The sequence below is a fragment of the Hyphobacterium sp. CCMP332 genome (assembly GCA_014323545.1).
GTDB lineage: Bacteria > Bacteroidota > Bacteroidia > Cytophagales > CCMP332 > CCMP332.
Genome location: CP058647.1, coordinates 2,436,741 through 2,453,916, shown reverse-complemented (window position 1 = coordinate 2,453,916; position 17,176 = coordinate 2,436,741). Strand labels below are relative to the sequence as shown.

Annotated in this window: 11 protein-coding genes; 7 read left to right on the top strand and 4 right to left on the bottom strand. The window is 37.8% G+C overall.

Translation table 11 applies throughout. The features are described from left to right. Positions 1-76: 76 nt before the first annotated feature. The 4 genes from HZR84_10785 to HZR84_10770 form a co-directional block, all read right to left on the bottom strand. Complete coding sequence (locus HZR84_10785; GenBank protein ID QNL22404.1) at positions 77-4,210, bottom strand: T9SS type A sorting domain-containing protein; 4,134 nt, start codon at positions 4,208-4,210, stop codon at positions 77-79. A gap of 11 nt (positions 4,211-4,221) precedes the next feature. Further along, positions 4,222-5,232, bottom strand: a complete 1,011-nt coding sequence (locus HZR84_10780; GenBank protein ID QNL22403.1) for a hypothetical protein — start codon at positions 5,230-5,232, stop codon at positions 4,222-4,224. A gap of 156 nt (positions 5,233-5,388) precedes the next feature. Then, on the bottom strand, positions 5,389-7,317 hold the full coding sequence (locus tag HZR84_10775) for a T9SS type A sorting domain-containing protein (GenBank protein QNL22402.1): 1,929 nt from the start codon (positions 7,315-7,317) through the stop codon (positions 5,389-5,391). A gap of 45 nt (positions 7,318-7,362) precedes the next feature. After that, positions 7,363-8,076: an NUDIX hydrolase gene (locus tag HZR84_10770; GenBank protein ID QNL22401.1), complete on the bottom strand. Its 714-nt coding sequence runs from the start codon at positions 8,074-8,076 to the stop codon at positions 7,363-7,365. Positions 8,077-8,224: 148 nt separating this feature from the next. Here HZR84_10770 and pfkA point away from each other — a divergent pair, with 148 nt between their 5' ends. From pfkA to HZR84_10735, 7 genes are read left to right on the top strand one after another with little or no spacing between them, the layout of a single operon-like run. Continuing rightward, the gene (gene pfkA, locus HZR84_10765; GenBank protein QNL22400.1) at positions 8,225-9,211 is read left to right on the top strand and encodes a 6-phosphofructokinase; all 987 of its coding nucleotides are present in this window, start codon (positions 8,225-8,227) and stop codon (positions 9,209-9,211) included. Between the two features lie 11 nt (positions 9,212-9,222). Continuing rightward, entirely contained in the window at positions 9,223-10,077 is an 855-nt protein-coding gene (locus HZR84_10760; GenBank protein QNL22399.1) for an ATPase, read from the top strand. 6 nt (positions 10,078-10,083) lie between these two features. Continuing rightward, a complete protein-coding gene (locus tag HZR84_10755) occupies positions 10,084-10,503 on the top strand; it encodes a methylglyoxal synthase (GenBank protein ID QNL22398.1) in 420 nt (139 codons plus the stop codon). Beyond that, the gene (gene pgmB, locus HZR84_10750; protein QNL22397.1) at positions 10,490-11,137 is read left to right on the top strand and encodes a beta-phosphoglucomutase; all 648 of its coding nucleotides are present in this window, start codon (positions 10,490-10,492) and stop codon (positions 11,135-11,137) included. Before HZR84_10755 ends, pgmB begins: the two co-directional genes overlap by 14 nt. 9 nt (positions 11,138-11,146) lie before the next feature. Further along, positions 11,147-13,450 carry a glycoside hydrolase family 65 protein gene (locus HZR84_10745; GenBank protein QNL22396.1) on the top strand — a complete coding sequence of 768 codons (2,304 nt, stop codon included), beginning with the start codon at positions 11,147-11,149 and terminating at the stop codon, positions 13,448-13,450. Between the two features lie 4 nt (positions 13,451-13,454). Further along, positions 13,455-15,806 (top strand): alpha-amylase, encoded by a 2,352-nt coding sequence (locus HZR84_10740; protein QNL22395.1) that lies wholly within the window; start codon positions 13,455-13,457, stop codon positions 15,804-15,806. Beyond that, a complete protein-coding gene (locus HZR84_10735) occupies positions 15,803-17,176 on the top strand; it encodes an alpha-glucosidase C-terminal domain-containing protein (GenBank protein ID QNL22394.1) in 1,374 nt (457 codons plus the stop codon). Before HZR84_10740 ends, HZR84_10735 begins: the two co-directional genes overlap by 4 nt.

The following is a 17,176-nucleotide window of genomic DNA, read 5'->3' as shown; positions in this document are numbered from 1 at the left end:
TTGAACCTTAAATATGTAAATATTTTAACAATTATCTATACAGAGAAAAGATTATACGCCAATTATGGAATAGGGTTTAGTCCTTAATTATTTTTCTGACCATGAGACCGTCGGCAGTTTCGATTTTTATAAAATAAACTCCGGAGGGTATGTTTTTGAGACTTATTCCTTTTTCAGGTTTGAATCCTTTAATTTTTTTGATGAGCACGCCATTCAAATTTGTTACAAGAATCTCATTAATATTTTCAGAATAATCAATATAGACTTTCTCTCCTGCCGGATTCGGATATATTTTAAGCTTATTGTTTAAATCAATGTCTGCCATGCCTATAAATATCCGACTTGCAAAGGAAGGGTTCGATCTTGTTTTTGTGTAATCTGAATCTTTATTTGGATCACATTCAAATGCATTTTCTGCAAATATGAAATAGTATATGGAGTCGGCATTCTGAGGGAAGGATGTATCTATGTATTTTCTTTGAGTCGAAGGAACGGTGTCAACCCAGGTGTAGCTATTGGTAAAATTATCATATCTGTAAATTAGGTAATCGGTAAATTGAAAACCTATGTACTGATCCCATATCAGGAATGCCGAATCTCTGGCTGCATTAATTGTGGAATTAAGATTGATTGTTTTATGGGCGGAAGCGGCTACTGCATTAATATCAGATTCATTGCCACAACTATCCAAAACAGTAATCTTATATCTCCACCACCTGTTTTGAATATCCGAAGTAGAATCGATAAACAATCCCGGATCTGTTTTCTTGATATTGCCTACACGATAATAAACACCACTTTGCGTACTTTCTCTGTACACATTATAACTCTCCACTGCCGGGTTACTCAACTTTTCCCATACCACAAATATGGCTTCTGTATTGGCTACCGAGTCCAGAGTATCTGTAGTAATCATGCAAATTGGATTTGGAATAGGTGCGATATAATCTAAAACTCCAAATTCAAAGGCTTTACAATTATTGCTATCGGCCACTTGCACATAATGCAACCCCACATCTACATTGATATGGTCTTCGGTTGTATCCCCGTTTTCCCATAAAAATTGAGGCTGACCTCTAACTTTTAATACTTTGATATACATTGCTCCATTGACCAATCCACAGGTCACATCGATTAAAGAATCGATAAATATGGTTGCAGATCCGGTATCGCTAATTGCAACATATCCCACTTCTGTACAGTTGTTGGTATCGGTGACGTTCAACGTGTAAACTCCGGCATCCAAATTAGAAATGGATGGTCCTGTACCTCCGGTGGACCATAAATAGGATATTGGCCCCAGGCCTCCAATTACACTTGACTGTGCCGACCCTGCCGGTAGTCCACAATAAGACTCAAATCCCTGTACATCTACGAGAATTTTATCGGGTTCTCCCACAATCGCCTGCACTATAGAAAGACATCCGTCACTTCCGGTAACAATAATTTCATAAGGTCCTGGAGATAAATTCGTGATATCTTCTGTTGTATCTCCGTTTGACCAATTAAAGGAATACGGTGTTGCACCACCGGTTACGTTTACATCGACTGCCCCGTCTTCATCGCCAAAACAGGTGACATCAGTGACACTATTAACAGTAACTGAAGGCGCATTGGTATTGCTGATCAGAGCCGGAACTATATTGCTGCAACCCTGGGCATCGGTAACAGTAGCTATGTAAATACCCGCATCTAGATTGCTTATAAATAAAGTCGTATCGCCATTTGTCCAATTTAATTCAAAAGGAGGAACTCCGCTATTGATTGCGAGCGTGGCATTTCCATTGCTTAAGCCACAAGTTGCATCATTGGATGAGGTAATTACCAAGTCAATTTTCGGTGGATTAATTACATCTATTGTATCTCTGTTAAAACAACCGTTGCTATCTACAACACTGACAAGATAGCGTCGGGCATATAAACCGACTGCCGTCTGAGTATTCTGGTTATTTTCATCGGTCCATCGATATGTGTATTTGGTCGGATCTCCCAAAACATTCACGGTAGCAGAACCGTCGAATCCACCAAAGCAGGTTGGCGAAGTTTGTGTTGTATTGAGTAATGGCAGTCCATGAATTTTAACACCCCTGCTGGCAGTATCGATACAACCATTTTGGTTATCAATTATCAGTTGAGGAAAATACAAACCGGTATCCGGATATATTCTGTTAATTGAACCAACTGTTGAATCATCAATTATACCATCAGGCTGAACATCCCAGAAATACTTCGCCGCCGGAAGTACGTTAGTGCTAACATCATTGAGGTTGGTAATTTCTCCAAGGCAATTTCCCGGTGCTATGTACAGAGGAACAGGCTGCTCCTTTACTTCCACATTAGCTGTAAATGTATCCAGACAATTATAGCCCATATCCAGGAGTAGATTTACCGAAAATATTCCGGCTGAAGGGAAAATGTGTTGAACATTACCAACAGTTGAAGAATCACCTATAAAATCATTGTCAAAGTCCCAGGCATATTGCGTTGGTAGTACAGTGAAACTGGAGTCTGAAAAACTGGTGAGAAAGGTACGACAGGCTGTATCGGCGACAAAATTTGCTACCGGTGGTGGCAAAACAGTTACCCGAAATGCCGCACTGTCATAACAGGTATCAAAACTTGTGGCAACCAATGTTAAAAAGTACGTACCTGTATCCAGATAAGTATGGCTTACCGGTCCGAGCGTGGTATCATCAACAAGGCCATCCGATTCCCAATCCCATTCGTATTTTGTACTTGCATCGAGATTAGTAGTTGAGTCCCAGACATTTATCGTTGCTCCAAGACAAATGGTATCGGTTAATGTTCCAATATTAATTTGAGGGCCGTTGCACCATGCAAATCTCCTGTTATGCGTTAAAGACCATGAGCCATCTGATGATTGCGTTCTTACATATAAATTGTGATAGCCCTGGGGGATCGCCGTAAGGTCAATTACTCCATTCCAGGCGGTATCCTGTGTTGAACCTAAGGGTATTGAAAAACCGTTTCCGTGGCCCGGGTCTGAATCAAAAAAGTATTCGATTTTAACCACATCAGCACCTCCGGAAGTCTTGAAGAAGGGACGGTTATGTGTTAAACTCCATAATCCATCATCATTTTGAGCGCGCACATACAAAGTATGAATTCCACCAGGAACTCCTGTCAGATCGATCAGGGTATTTTGAGTGATGTCTCTTACGATAGAATCTAAAACAATTGAGGTTCCATTTCCAAAGCCGGGGTCGATATCAATAAAATACTCCATAGCCGCAATGTTGGAATTGGCATCGGAAACTTTAAATACCGGTCTAATACTTGTCAAGCTCCAAAAACCCTGAGCATTTCTTACCCTGATATAGAAATTATGAAAACCATCTGCTATGCTATTTAAATCAGCAGGGAATACTACGGTAACATTTGAATCCGCGGAAAATGGCACTTGAGTTCCTAAACCCTCACCCGGATCATTATCCCAGAAATATTCAATTTGAGAAATATCAGAAGTTGGATCAGTCAATTTATAAAAGGGTTGACTGTTAGTTAAACTCCAAAAATTGTTTTGGTTTTTTACGCGGACATAGAAATTGTGAAAACCATCCGGTAAACCAGCATATGCAGGGCTAAATACAACCGTTACGTTATTTGAAGATGTAAATGTAACCGAAGTCGCATTTCCCTCTCCCGGATCAATATCCCAAAAATATTCTATATCTGTGATTGGAGTATTTGAATTTTCAACTTTAAAAAATGGACGTATTTCTGTCATGCTCCAAAACCCCTGGCCATTTTGTACTCGAGTATAAAAAATATGAAGGCCTGAACTTAATGAAGCAATATTTACCGGGGTATTAATTGTTAAATTGGTATCGGCTATAATCGGAATATCAGTTCCATTTCCCAGTCCGGGATCGGAATCAAAAAAGTATTCTGCTTTGACTATGTCAGTATTGGAAGGTGTGATCTTAAGAAATGGATGTACTGAGTTTAAACTCCACAAGCCATTGGCATCCTGAACTCTTAAATATAGGTTATGAAGATTATTACTTAAAGTATCAACATCAATGGCTAAATTTTGAATTACATCCTGACTTGCCGGAAAAGTAAATGGGACTCCATTGCCTAATCCCGGATCATAATCAATGAAATATTCTCCATTTGTTATGAGAGGCTGAGCAGAGATGCTGCAATTCAGCAATAGAAGCCATATTAATATTAAAGCAATTCTCAAGATTGATACTTCTAGTCTTGTGACTTAGCCTTGATCGTTACATTGAGTCCACCGGTTGTATTGGACGTAGGAACTACTAAATCATAAATGGTAGGAATGGCCGGAACACCGGATAATTTATAGGGATTAGGGCCTCCGTACATGCCAATATCTGTAGGTGTTCCTGATGGGATTTCTTTACCAGTATCATCAGCAAGGCTACCTGGTAAAATTTGGAATCGGCCGTCTGTTGTTCCACCAGTAAATATTACACCGGTATTTGTAGCAACACCTACAATATTACCAAGAGCTGTATCCACCGGTGTTGATGTTGTCCTGAAAATATTATTTTCAAAGCCATTATTCCATCCGACTACATTTAAATTGAAGTTATTGGTTGAGGTGAAAATATTATTCGTAAATGAGGAGTTTTCAATGACATAGCTATAACAATTAATTACATTATTCGTAAAATCATTTACAATCCCAGGTCCTTCTGTATTTAATGTCGTACCACCTATATAGTTGTTTCGCCAATATACAGTGTAATTTTGCGAGTTTGCTGAGTGACTGATACTGCCTATAATATAATTCTGCGCAAATAAAACATTAGTATTTGATGACGTTCCTGCAAAGTATATACTAGTACCGCTATTTGAAAAATAGCATCTGGTAATTGCAATATTTCCTGTAAACAATTCCATATAATTTGCTATCACTATTCCTGATACTGAACTGAATGCAGATCCACTACCCATTGTAATGATGTTAACCCTGCACGTGTTAAGATTAGCTTGCTGCCCAGTATTTTCTGCAAGAAAGTAACCTGGCCCGTATATGCTCACCTGCTTAGATACAGTAACATTTCCATAAGTTGCGCTTGAAGGTTCTAAATATATAGTATCCCCTGAATTGGCACTATCAATTGCGGTTTGAAGATTTGAATAATCTGCGGATATCCCTGAATTATTATTTACTCTAATAATATCTGCATAAGATGCCGTAAAAATCAGGCATAGGATAGGTAAAATTAAATTTCTCATAATATTTATGGCTTGGACCTAATAAAGGGGAAAGGAGAAGAACACAATAAGATTTACGATTAATGGTACCTGACCATTCCCAAAAAACTACCTTTGAATTTACGTATCTATTTATAAATAGATGTCCTATTTGTAAATTTCTTTAAAAAATACAATTTACTTTTCGACGATAAACCTGTGAATAATAAGAGTGTTATCGAGGCTAATTCTTAAATAATACATCCCTGAAGGCAAATAAGAGATGGGGATTCTCCATAAATGTGTTTCAGATTTTATCGGATTGATATTCTGCACTTTACCCGAATAATCTAATAGCTCTATCTGAGATAGCCTTTCGTTAAAGTTTTTCAAGTCTATGAATATTAGCTCATCTGCCGGGTTAGGATATACATCGATTTTATTGTTTGAAACCGTACCATCAAAAGCAAGAGTTGTTGTCGATTTTGCGCAAATCCATAAGTCGGGATCAAATTCATAGGCCCATACTTCAAATGGCAATCTAAACGTAAATACCTCTCCATCTGTCGTATGATTAAATACCATAGTGCTATCAAAACCTAAGCCTCTGAATTCAACGGCAATTGGCATTTCAAAAAACGATACACTGCTGTGGGATTGATCCTGATTCACGGTCAGTTCGTATTCACCACTTTGATTTTTTTCGAGAAATAAATTGTAAGTTGGGTAACCCTCTCCATAAAACCAATCGTTAAAAAACTCATCCAGATTCATTCCACTTTCCAGTTCTAAATAGTACTTTAAATTACCAGTATTGGCATAAGAAAAAGCTAAAGTAGAATCCTGCAGATAAGTTCTAATTGCACCAAAAAAGTCATCATCGCCCATTTTCCAACGAAGCATATGCAAAAGCAATGCAGCCTTATTATAACTGAGCCTACCACTGAAAATTCTGCTTACAGAACTTGTATCATCCACATAAACAGAACCATCCACCTGACTTGTGGCACTGCCAATGGTTGAAACCCTCCAATTGTACCAGAGATTATTCCCTACCCCATAGCCGTTTTCAAAAGCCAATCCCGTCAAATAAGTTGCAAAACCTTCATTTAGCCATATGTCTTTCCAGGAGGCACAGGTGATTTTATCACCAAACCACTGATGGGCTAACTCATGTGCCATAAGCCCCAGATTCAGGGAACCCATAAAGCTCATGGTTTGATGTTCCATGCCTCCACCGAGTTCCCACTCTGCATGGCCGTATTTTTCATTTGCAAAAGGATAAGGTTCAAACAAACTGTCGAATAATTGCAATAATGGTACGATCTCAGTAGATAAATTTTGCCAATTTCCCAGTGATTGCGGAAAACAATAATTCAATATTTCTAAGCTGTCATTATTTGAGGTTGGCAGATAATTTGAAAACTCCACATAATTTGAAACTGAAATGGCAATTAAATAAGCCGCAATAGGATAACGGTGTGACCAATGCATAACTTTTTTATTGCCACCTAATAAAACAGTACTTTTAAGTACCCCATTTGATGCCGCCAGATATTGATCAGGTATTTCTAAAAATACATCAACAGAATCAATTTTATCATTCAAACTTTGCTTACAAGGCCACCAATCCATGGCACCATAGGGTTCTGAAAGTGTGGAAATTATCGGGCCTGTATTGTGTGATCCATATTGCCAGGATCCAAAACCACTGCTCATTGGAATGCCTTGATAAAACACCTTAATTGAATCTTTTTCGCCCGGGTTTAAAAAGACATTCAAATTAATGTCGAGCACTCCATTGCTTAGTGTATAAGGAATTGAAGAAGCGCGAAACAAAATTGAATCGATGGACATATTATCTCGGAAATCAAACCTTATGTGGTCAGTTGAAGCCAAGACTTCAAATTCCGAATAAACATAACCCTTGATAAAATTTACGGCAGGATCTATCTCCCAATAAAATCTGTGATATTTTAAATCATATTCATTTCCGACTCCCGATTGAAATGATCGATTTGATGCTAGAAATTGCTTTTTTTCAATATCAATAATCTCATCCAAATAATTCTGGGAATAAGCATTGAAAGAAAAAATAATAAAGAAAAGAACAGCAAAAATTCTCATTAAATTGGAAGCTTGATCTGTCCTTACTAAGATAAGAATTATCTGCTATTTTGAATATTTATACAGCTGTGCCGGTTTATGCAAAACACCCTCCTGTTTTTCATCCAGAGCAATCAGTTTGCCCTCTTTTTTGAATTTTTTTCTGAAATTTCTTTTGTCGAGTTTTTTATTCAGAATCATTTCATAAAGCGTTTGCAGTTGTGTAAGGGTGAATTTTTCAGGCAACAATTCAAATCCCCTTGACTTTGTACTAAATTCCGCTTTTAGGGTCTGAAAGGCCTTTTTGAATATTTCATTATGATCAAAAGCGAGATGGGGCAGGTCAAATGCATCGTGCCAAATGGTTTTATCAGCAAATGAAGCTGGTTTGGGTTGGTACTCATTTAAATTAACCAAACTATAATACCCAACAGTAATAACCCTGGCTTCGGGTTTAGCCCTGAATGTCCTCAACCATTCCTGATCTTTTACCTCCTTGACGCGATTGACATTTCCAAAAGTGTGAAACTGATACATAGAAATATTATCCAGACTGGTCAATTCTTCTAAGACCCGTACCGCTGCTTTGTCCAGGTCTTCATTATCAAATACCAAATCCCCGGGAAGCGCGAGCTTGGCTTCATTTTCATTACCTACAGATTTCTGGCGGATGAGAAGAACCTTTAAATTGTCCCCATCAAAACCAAAGAGAACACAATCGACAGATATATTGGGATTTTGAATCCTGTTTTCAGTCTTAATCCCATCTTTCAAAGTCATAATTAATCAATCAAAGTCATTTGGCATCAAAAATTGATCCTTTTGCCAAAATATAAAAATATGAAAATTTTAAAAAGTGTAATTATTACACTATGTAAGAAAACTGTATCTTTGAGTACCAAAACTAATTAAAACGTCTTATAATCAATTGAATAACAATGCTTTAAAAAAGGTGGCCGTCCTCACCTCAGGTGGTGATGCCCCGGGAATGAATGCAGCCATCAGGTCAGTTGTAAGAAGCTCACTTTTCTATAATCTTGAAGTTTACGGTGTATTCCGAGGCTTTGAAGGTTTGATAGAAAATGATATTCGTGCACTAAACCCGCGATCGGTTTCGCAAATTCTTCAAAAAGGTGGTACTATATTAAAATCTGCCCGAAGTGAGGCATTTAGAGAGAAAGAAGGACGTGAAAAAGCTTTTGAAAATTTGAAGTCCAGAGGTATTGAAGCTTTAATTGTAATTGGCGGCAATGGCACTTTTACAGGTGCAATGAAATTTCAGGAAGAATTTGGCATATCCGTCATGGGTATACCGGGAACAATTGATAATGATCTTTTCGGATCTGATTTTACTATAGGCTTCGATTCTGCCTGTAATACAGTTATTGATGCTGTCGATAAAATTAGAGATACTGCTCTTTCCCATAACAGAATATTCTTTGTTGAAGTGATGGGTAGGGATGCCGGATATATTGCAACCAGTTGTGCTCTGGCCTCAGGGGCAATTGCGGCAATTATACCCGAAAGGAAAATGTCTATTGAAGATCTGATCTCAAAGCTCAACAGAGGAATGGAAAGTAAAAAAGTCTCCAGTATTATCATTGTAGCTGAAGGAGGGCATTTAGGCAAAGCCGTTGATATCGCAAGGGAAGTGGAAAAAAGGTTCAGCTATTATGAGTCAAAAGTGACAATTCTAGGTCATATTCAAAGAGGAGGTGCACCTTCCATTCACGATAGGATTTTAGCCAGCAAATTAGGCGTTGGAGCAGTGGAAGGATTAATAGAAGGAAAATCCAATTGCATGGTTGGAAAAATTCATAAAGACATCGTTTATACACCGCTCAAAGATGCTATTTCCAAAACATCAAAAATGGATGAGAATCTTCACAGGATTTCCGATATTTTATCAACATAAAAAATTAAGCAATGATTATTGTAGCAGATAGTGGTTCGACGAAATGCGATTGGGCAATTGTAGAAAATGACGGCAATATTATTTCCGTTTTCAGTACAATTGGTTTCAATCCATATTTTCATTCCAAAGAATTCATTTTAAAAGAATTACATCTTAACAGGGGGCATTTTCCGCCATTAAAGCGCGTGGAAAAAGTATTTTTTTATGGAGCAGGCGCATCTGCTTCTCATCTCAATAAGGTTTTGAATGAAGCCTTGAGTTATTTTTTCCCACAAGCCAAAGTTGAGGTAGATCACGATCTTGTTGGGGCAGCTTATGCCACTTACGACGGTAATCCTGCCATTTCCTGTATTCTTGGCACAGGTTCCAATTCCTGTTTTTTTGATGGTAAAAAAATTTATGAAGAGGTGCCATCTCTCGCATATATTCTTGGCGATGAAGGTAGCGGAAGCTATTTTGGTCGGGCACTTTTAAGAGATTACTTTTATAAACGATTGCCCAAAGAAATTGTCGAGCCTTTTGTAAAAGAGTACGAGCCAAGCAAAGACAAGGTAATACACTCTGTATACAAAGAACCCAATGCCAATGTTTACCTCGCTGGCTATATGAGTTTTATTTCCAATTTTAAAGACCATCCTTATATCAAAAAAATGATAGAAAAGGGTCTCAATGAATTTATTGATATTCATATAAAATGTTTCAAAAATTACCTGGAAGTCCCGGTACATTTCGTAGGATCAGTAGGTTATTTTTGTGAAGACATATTGCGAAAGGTTGCAAAAGAGAATAAATTCACTATTGGTAAGATCGAAAAAAAGCCAATTGATGGCCTAATAGAATACCATCTGAAATATAAACTAGATTAAAAGATAATGGTGTTTAACAGAAATATTGCTGTCATTGCCCATGACAAAAAAAAACCAGATCTCAGAGCATTTTTAAAAGACATTGAGGATTGGTTGTGGCAGAGAAATATTATTGCCACGGGCAGAACTGCTGAATTTATTGAAAGTGAAGATTTAAAGGTTAAGGTCCAACATTTAAGTCGTGGCAGATCAGGCGGATACGTGCAGATCACCGAAATGCTTAAAAATGGTGAAATTTCGGTGGTGTTTTTCTTTAGAGACCATGAGGTTAAAAACAACCATGAGGATATTGAAAATCTTCTAAAAACCTGCAATGTCATGAACATACCCCTCGCCACTAATCGGGCCTCCGCAGAATTACTTATCTTAGGTGTTTTCCATAAGGAGAAAGCAAACAAAAAAACGAATCCGGATGTCCGAAATTAAAGGATTGCTTTTTGATTTAGATGGAGTGATTGTCGATACGGCCAAGTATCATTTTACAGCCTGGAAAGCATTGGCAGATAAACTTAAAGTACCCTTCAGTCATGAAGAAAATGAGCAATTAAAAGGCGTTGGTAGAGAGGACTCATTAAAAAGAATTCTGAAATGGGGCAATATTGATATTGCAGAACATGAGAAAGAGATTCTCTTAAATGAAAAAAATGAACACTACAAATCGCTGATCAAACAGATGCATCCATCTGAAATTTTACCAGGGGTAAAAGACTTTTTAGAAAATGCTAAAAGTCAAAATTTTAAAATGGCCATAGGATCCTCAAGTAAAAATGCCCCTACCATTTTAAAAGGAATTGAATTATATGATTTTTTTGATGCCATCATTGACGGTAATCATATCTCAAACTCGAAACCCGATCCGGAGGTATTTATTAAAGGAGCCGATGCGCTTGGACTTGAAGCAGATGAATGTGTGGTTTTCGAAGATGCGATCGCAGGTGTTGAAGCTGCAAAAAATGCCAATATGAAATGTATTGGTGTGGGTGATGCAAAAGTACTCAGTATGGCGGATAAAGTGATTCCGGGTTTTGAAAACACCAATTTGGATATTTTGAAATTTTAAGATTAAGACGTGAGAGATCAATATTACGAGCTCGATCCATGGAAAATTATTGAGAAAGAATTTAATCCGGATCGTCAAGAGGGCTCTGAAAGCATTTTCAGTATTGGAAATGGAAGAATGGGACAAAGAGCCAATTTCGAAGAAGAATATTCCGGTAAATCTCTACGGGGAAGTTATATCGCCGGGGTTTATTATCCGGACAAAACACGTGTTGGCTGGTGGAAAAATGGATATCCCGAATATTTTGCCAAAGTGCTAAATGCCGCCAACTGGATAGGCATTCGAATATCAGTCAATGGCCAAAGTCTCGACCTGGCTAAAATGAAAGTTCTGAATTTTCACAGAGAATTGGACATGAAGCAAGGTCTGTTGATAAGAAAATTCAAAGCTCAATTCCCAAATGGTCATAGGGTTGAAGTGGAATCTACACGTTTTTGCAGCCTTGTCGATGATGAATGTGCTGCCATTCAGTACAAAATTAAAAATCTCGATAAGGGCGGTATTTTTAGAGTGGAGCCATATATTGATTTTGACGTAAAAAACACCGATGCCAATTACGATGAAAAATTCTGGGATGAAATAGAGAAGGAAACATTAAAAGGCAAGGGCTTTTGTACAGCTAAAACCAAAAAGCTGGACTTTCAAGTTTGCTCGGGAATGAATTTTTCAGTTTTTAAAAACAACGAAATCCAGGAACCTGAAATTGAACTGAAAAGTGCCGAAAAATACATCTCCAACGTATTTGAAATAGATCTCAAAGCAGGTGATGAATTGTGTATTCATAAGTTTGCCGCCAACCTGAGTTCCGAAAACCATCCCAAAGCACAACTTTCTAAAAATTGTTATATCAATCTAGAGCAATGCAAATCGAAAGGATTTGAGCAAATGCTCAAGGAGCATAGCCAGGCCTGGGCAGAAAAATGGAAACACAGCGATATAATTGTCAATGGCGATGTCGCTGCACAACAAGGCATCCGATTTAATATTTTTCATCTGAATCAAACATATACCGGCGAGGACGACAGATTAAACATTGGTCCAAAGGGCTTTACAGGTGAAAAGTACGGTGGAAGTACCTATTGGGATACTGAAGCTTATTGCCTGCATTTTTATCTATGTACAGCAGATAAATCCGTGGCGAGACAGTTACTGATATACCGTTACAAACATCTTCAAAAAGCCATTGAAAATGCAAAGAAGTTGGGCTTTACAAATGGTGCCGCTTTATATCCTATGGTAACCATGAATGGCGAAGAATGCCATAATGAATGGGAAATAACCTTTGAAGAAATTCATAGAAACGGTGCTATTGCGAGGGCGATTTACGATTATGTTAATTACACCGGAGGAGAAGAATATATTGCAGAATACGGTCTCGAAGTTTTAATCGGGATTTCCAGATTCTGGAAACAGCGAATTAATTGGTCTGAAGCCAAACAAAAGTATGTGATGCTTGGTGTTACCGGTCCAAATGAATACGAGAATAATATCAACAACAATTGGTATACAAATAAAATGGCACAATGGACTTTAAAATATTGTGTAGAAATGATCAATAAATGGAAGGATCATCCCGAAGTAAGTCCGATGCTGAAACGTATTAATTTTAAAGAGGAGGAAATAAATGACTGGCAAAAAATAATTGACCATCTCCATTTTCCCGAATCAAAAGAACTTGGAGTATTTCTTCAACAAGACGGTTTTTTAGATAAGGAACAAATAATGGCAGATGATCTTCCCGAATCGGAACGGCCTATTAATCAGCATTGGTCATGGGACAGAATACTGCGTTCATGTTTTATTAAACAAGCGGACACACTTCAGGGACTCTATGTTTTTGAAGATGAATATGATGAAGATACATTAAGAAGGAATTTTGACTTTTATGAGCCTAGAACAGTACATGAATCTTCACTATCTCCTTGCATTCACTCGATTTTAGCCTGCAAGCTGGGTAAAAAGGAAAAAGCCTATGAGATGTATCTCAGAACATCAAGACTTGATATAGACGATTATAACCGTGAGGTGGATGAAGGATTGCATATAACCAGCATGGCAGGAACCTGGATGTCCATGATCGAAGGATTTGGAGGCATGCGTGTATTAAATGGAAAATTGCATTTAAACCCATCAATTCCTGAACAATGGGAGTCCATTAGTTTTAAAATCAGATTTAAGGAATCTGAACTTGGTATTACGGTAAGTTCAACGAGTCTGAATGTTGAGAATCTTTCAAATAATGAGATTCATTTTATGGTTCATTCCAATTCCTATGAGCTTAATGGACAGCAAACAATTGAAATTAAGCTTTAAAATCATGAAAAGGTATTTCGCTATTTCGGTATTAACTGTTTTGTTTTTTTCATGTCAGCAGAATAAAGAACCGGAAATTTTATACAGCAATGCTATCACGACATTGGCGAGTCCTGTACAACTGGAACCTGATAGTACTTTGCTTTACCTGGAAGACTATTTTATCAATCCAGGAAAAATTAATTCGGTCATCGCTCCTGACAGTCTTGAGATAGCAAAATGGGAAAATAATATTCTTACGATTAAGGGCGATTTGCAAAATCCGATTTCGGATATAAAAGTCCATTTGGGCGATACGGTTTTATCGATTCCGATAAAAGCCAATCGCAAGCTTAAGTTTAAATTCTCACTGCCATTTGCCGATGAATACACATCGCTTTCATTAAAGGGCAATTTCAACGGATGGAATCACAAGGCTTCAATATTGCAGCGCGAAGGGGATAACTGGGTCTATGAGAAATACCTTTTCCCCGGTGAATATCAATATCGTGTTGTGGCCGATGGCCGGGAAATTCTGGATCCTTTTAACTCAGATTCAATAGATAACGGAACAGGGGGTTATAATTCAAGGATCATTGTTGGAGAGCTTAAAGATGATAAGCCTTTTATCTACGGTTCAAAAGTACTTGATGGATCAATACGAATAAAAAGCGAACAGAAACTCGATGGTATCCTTGTATTCTGGGAGAATCATAAATTACCCGATCAATTTGTTTCAAACAAAAAAGAAATTATTCAGATAAAAATTCCCGAAATAGCCGGAACAATAGAAAGATCACATTTAAGAATTTGGGCTTTTAACAAAAATGGGCTTTCCAATGACATGCTTGTGCCATTGAAAAACGGAAATGTAATTGAGAGCACTGCTGAGCTTAACAGGAAAGACAAACACAGTTTTAGAATGTATTTTTTGATGGTGGATCGTTTTTATAATGCTGATAAGGAAAATGACAAACCGGTGGATGACCCTATGATTATGCCACAAGCCAATTATCTGGGTGGGGATATTGAAGGGGTCAGTCAAAAAATTGAAGAAGGTTTTTTCGATCAATTAAACATGAATACCGTTTGGCTATCTCCGATAGGATTGAATCCTGAAGGTGCCTGGGGTTTGTGGGATAAAGGCGGAGTTGTCAGTAAATTTTCTGGTTACCACGGCTATTGGCCCGCCCAATCAAAAGCTGTAGATTATCGATTTGGTACGGATGAAGATTTGCGAAAAATGATAACTACTGCGCATGAAAACAATAAAAATGTTTTGCTCGATTATGTCGCCAATCATGTGCATCTGGAACATCCGGTTTATCTGCAACATCCGGAATGGGCAACTGACCTTTATCTTCCCGATAGTTCTTTGAACACTGAAAAATGGGATGAATACCGTTTAACAACCTGGTTTGATACTCATTTGCCCACACTCGACCTTGAAAATCCAGTGGTTTATGAGGCCATGTCTGATTCTGCTTTGTATTGGTTTGAAAATTTTGAAATAGATGGTTTCAGACATGATGCTACCAAACACATTCCGGAAGTATTTTGGAGAACTTTGACAAGGAAGTTAAAACTACGCGTCATGTTACCTGAAGATAGATCAATTTATCAAATCGGTGAAACTTATGGCAATGCCGAGCTGATTGGCAGTTACGTTAATTCAGGCCAAATGGATGCTCAATTTGATTTTAATTTTTACGATAAAGCCATAACCATATTAAATAATGAAGACAATTCTATGAATGACCTGGCTTCAACACTTACAGAAAGTCTTGATTTCTATGGTTATCATAACCTGATGGGGTACATTTCCGGAAACCAGGATAGGCCCCGCTTTATTTCACTGGCCGATGGTTCCCTAGACCCGGGAGAAGACACAAAGCTAGCCGGTTGGACCAGGGAAATAGACAATAATGGAAAGATAGGCTTTCAAAGACTGGCGCAATTGCATGCTTTAAATTTCACCATACCCGGAATTCCGGTGATATATTATGGTGATGAAATCGGTATGCCTGGTGGAAATGATCCGGATAACAGACGCATGATGATTTTTGATAGTTTGAGTGATGATCAAAAAGAAATGCGCAGTACCGTTGCCAAATTATCCGAGATTAGAAAAAATCACATGGCTCTAAATTACGGAGACCTCAGGTTGATCGATGTTGATGAATTTACAATGACATTTGAAAGAAAGTATTTCAACGACCATGTGGTTGTGATCATCAATAACGTATCCAGAGTCAAGAATTTTGCGATTCCGGGGGCATCAGATTTGAAGGTCAATTTTGGCAGTAATATGCAAACAGGAAATGGCCACGCCGTAGTAAGTGTAAAAGCACATGGCTTTGAAATTTTAACAAAATGAAAATGAAACTATTTTTAGCGCTTATCTCATTAATATTTTTTGTAGGGGCTTGTCATACGATTGAAAAAGAAACTGAAGAAAAATCGAATTCAGAATATACGCATCACAACGATTGGTCCAAATCTGCTGTAATTTACGAACTGAATATACGTCAGTTTAGCGAAAAAGGAGACTTCAATTCAGTTATCCCGCATCTGGACCGATTGAAGGCAATGGGAATTGATATCATTTGGTTTATGCCGGTGCATCCTATTGGAGAAAAAAATCGAAAAGGCGGTCTGGGGAGCTATTATTCTGTTAAAGATTATACCGCTGTTAATTCTGATTACGGGACACTTTCTGATTTTAAGAACCTGGTCAATGAAATTCATAAAAGGGATATGTTTGTATTGATCGACTGGGTAGCGAATCATACTGCCTGGGATAACCCCTGGGTTGAAGCACATCCCGATTGGTACACAAAAGACAGTACAGGTAATATGATACCTCCTATTGGTACGGATTGGTCCGACGTGGTTGATTTGAATTACGATAACCCTGAAATGCGGACAGCGATGATAGAAGCCTTACAATTTTGGGTTCAGGAATGTGAAATCAACGGCTATCGTTGTGATGTGGCGGATTGGGTGCCAAGTGACTTTTGGACAGCAGCAAGAGCGGCGCTTGATAGCATAAATCCTGATATTTTCATGTTGGCAGAAGCCGAAAATCCAAAACTTCACCCCGCTTTTGACATGACTTATGGATGGGAAATGCATCATATAAGCAATGAAATCGCAAAAGGGAAAATGAATTTTGACAGTCTTCATTATTACATGATTAAAGAAGACAGCAATTTTAATTCAACAGATTACAGGATGCATTTTACCTCGAATCACGATGAAAATTCCTGGAATGGAACGGTTTTCGAGCGCTATGGGGAAAATTATAAAAATTGGGCTGTAGTGATGGCCACCATTGATGGCATGCCCCTATTGTATTCCGGGCAAGAGTCAAAAATGAACGAAAGATTGAAATTTTTTGAAAAAGATACCATTGTGTGGAATGACTATCCGCTTGAAGATTTTTATTCGGAATTATATACATTAAAAGACAGCAATGAAGCCATTTGGAATGGTGATTTCGGTGGAGATTGGGCTTTTATTTCTAATTCAAATCCTGAAAGTGTATTGACTTATTCGCGTTCAAAAAATGATAATACCGTGCTGGTTGCTTTAAATTTTGACAGTCTTGAAAGTCAGTTTTCGATTTCGAATTTGCCGATTGGTGTTTATAAGAGTTATAATAGCGAGGAAACATTAGAAGTAGAAGAAGAGGGATCGGAATTAAGTCTTGGGCCGAATGATTACAGAATTTTTATAAAAAAATAA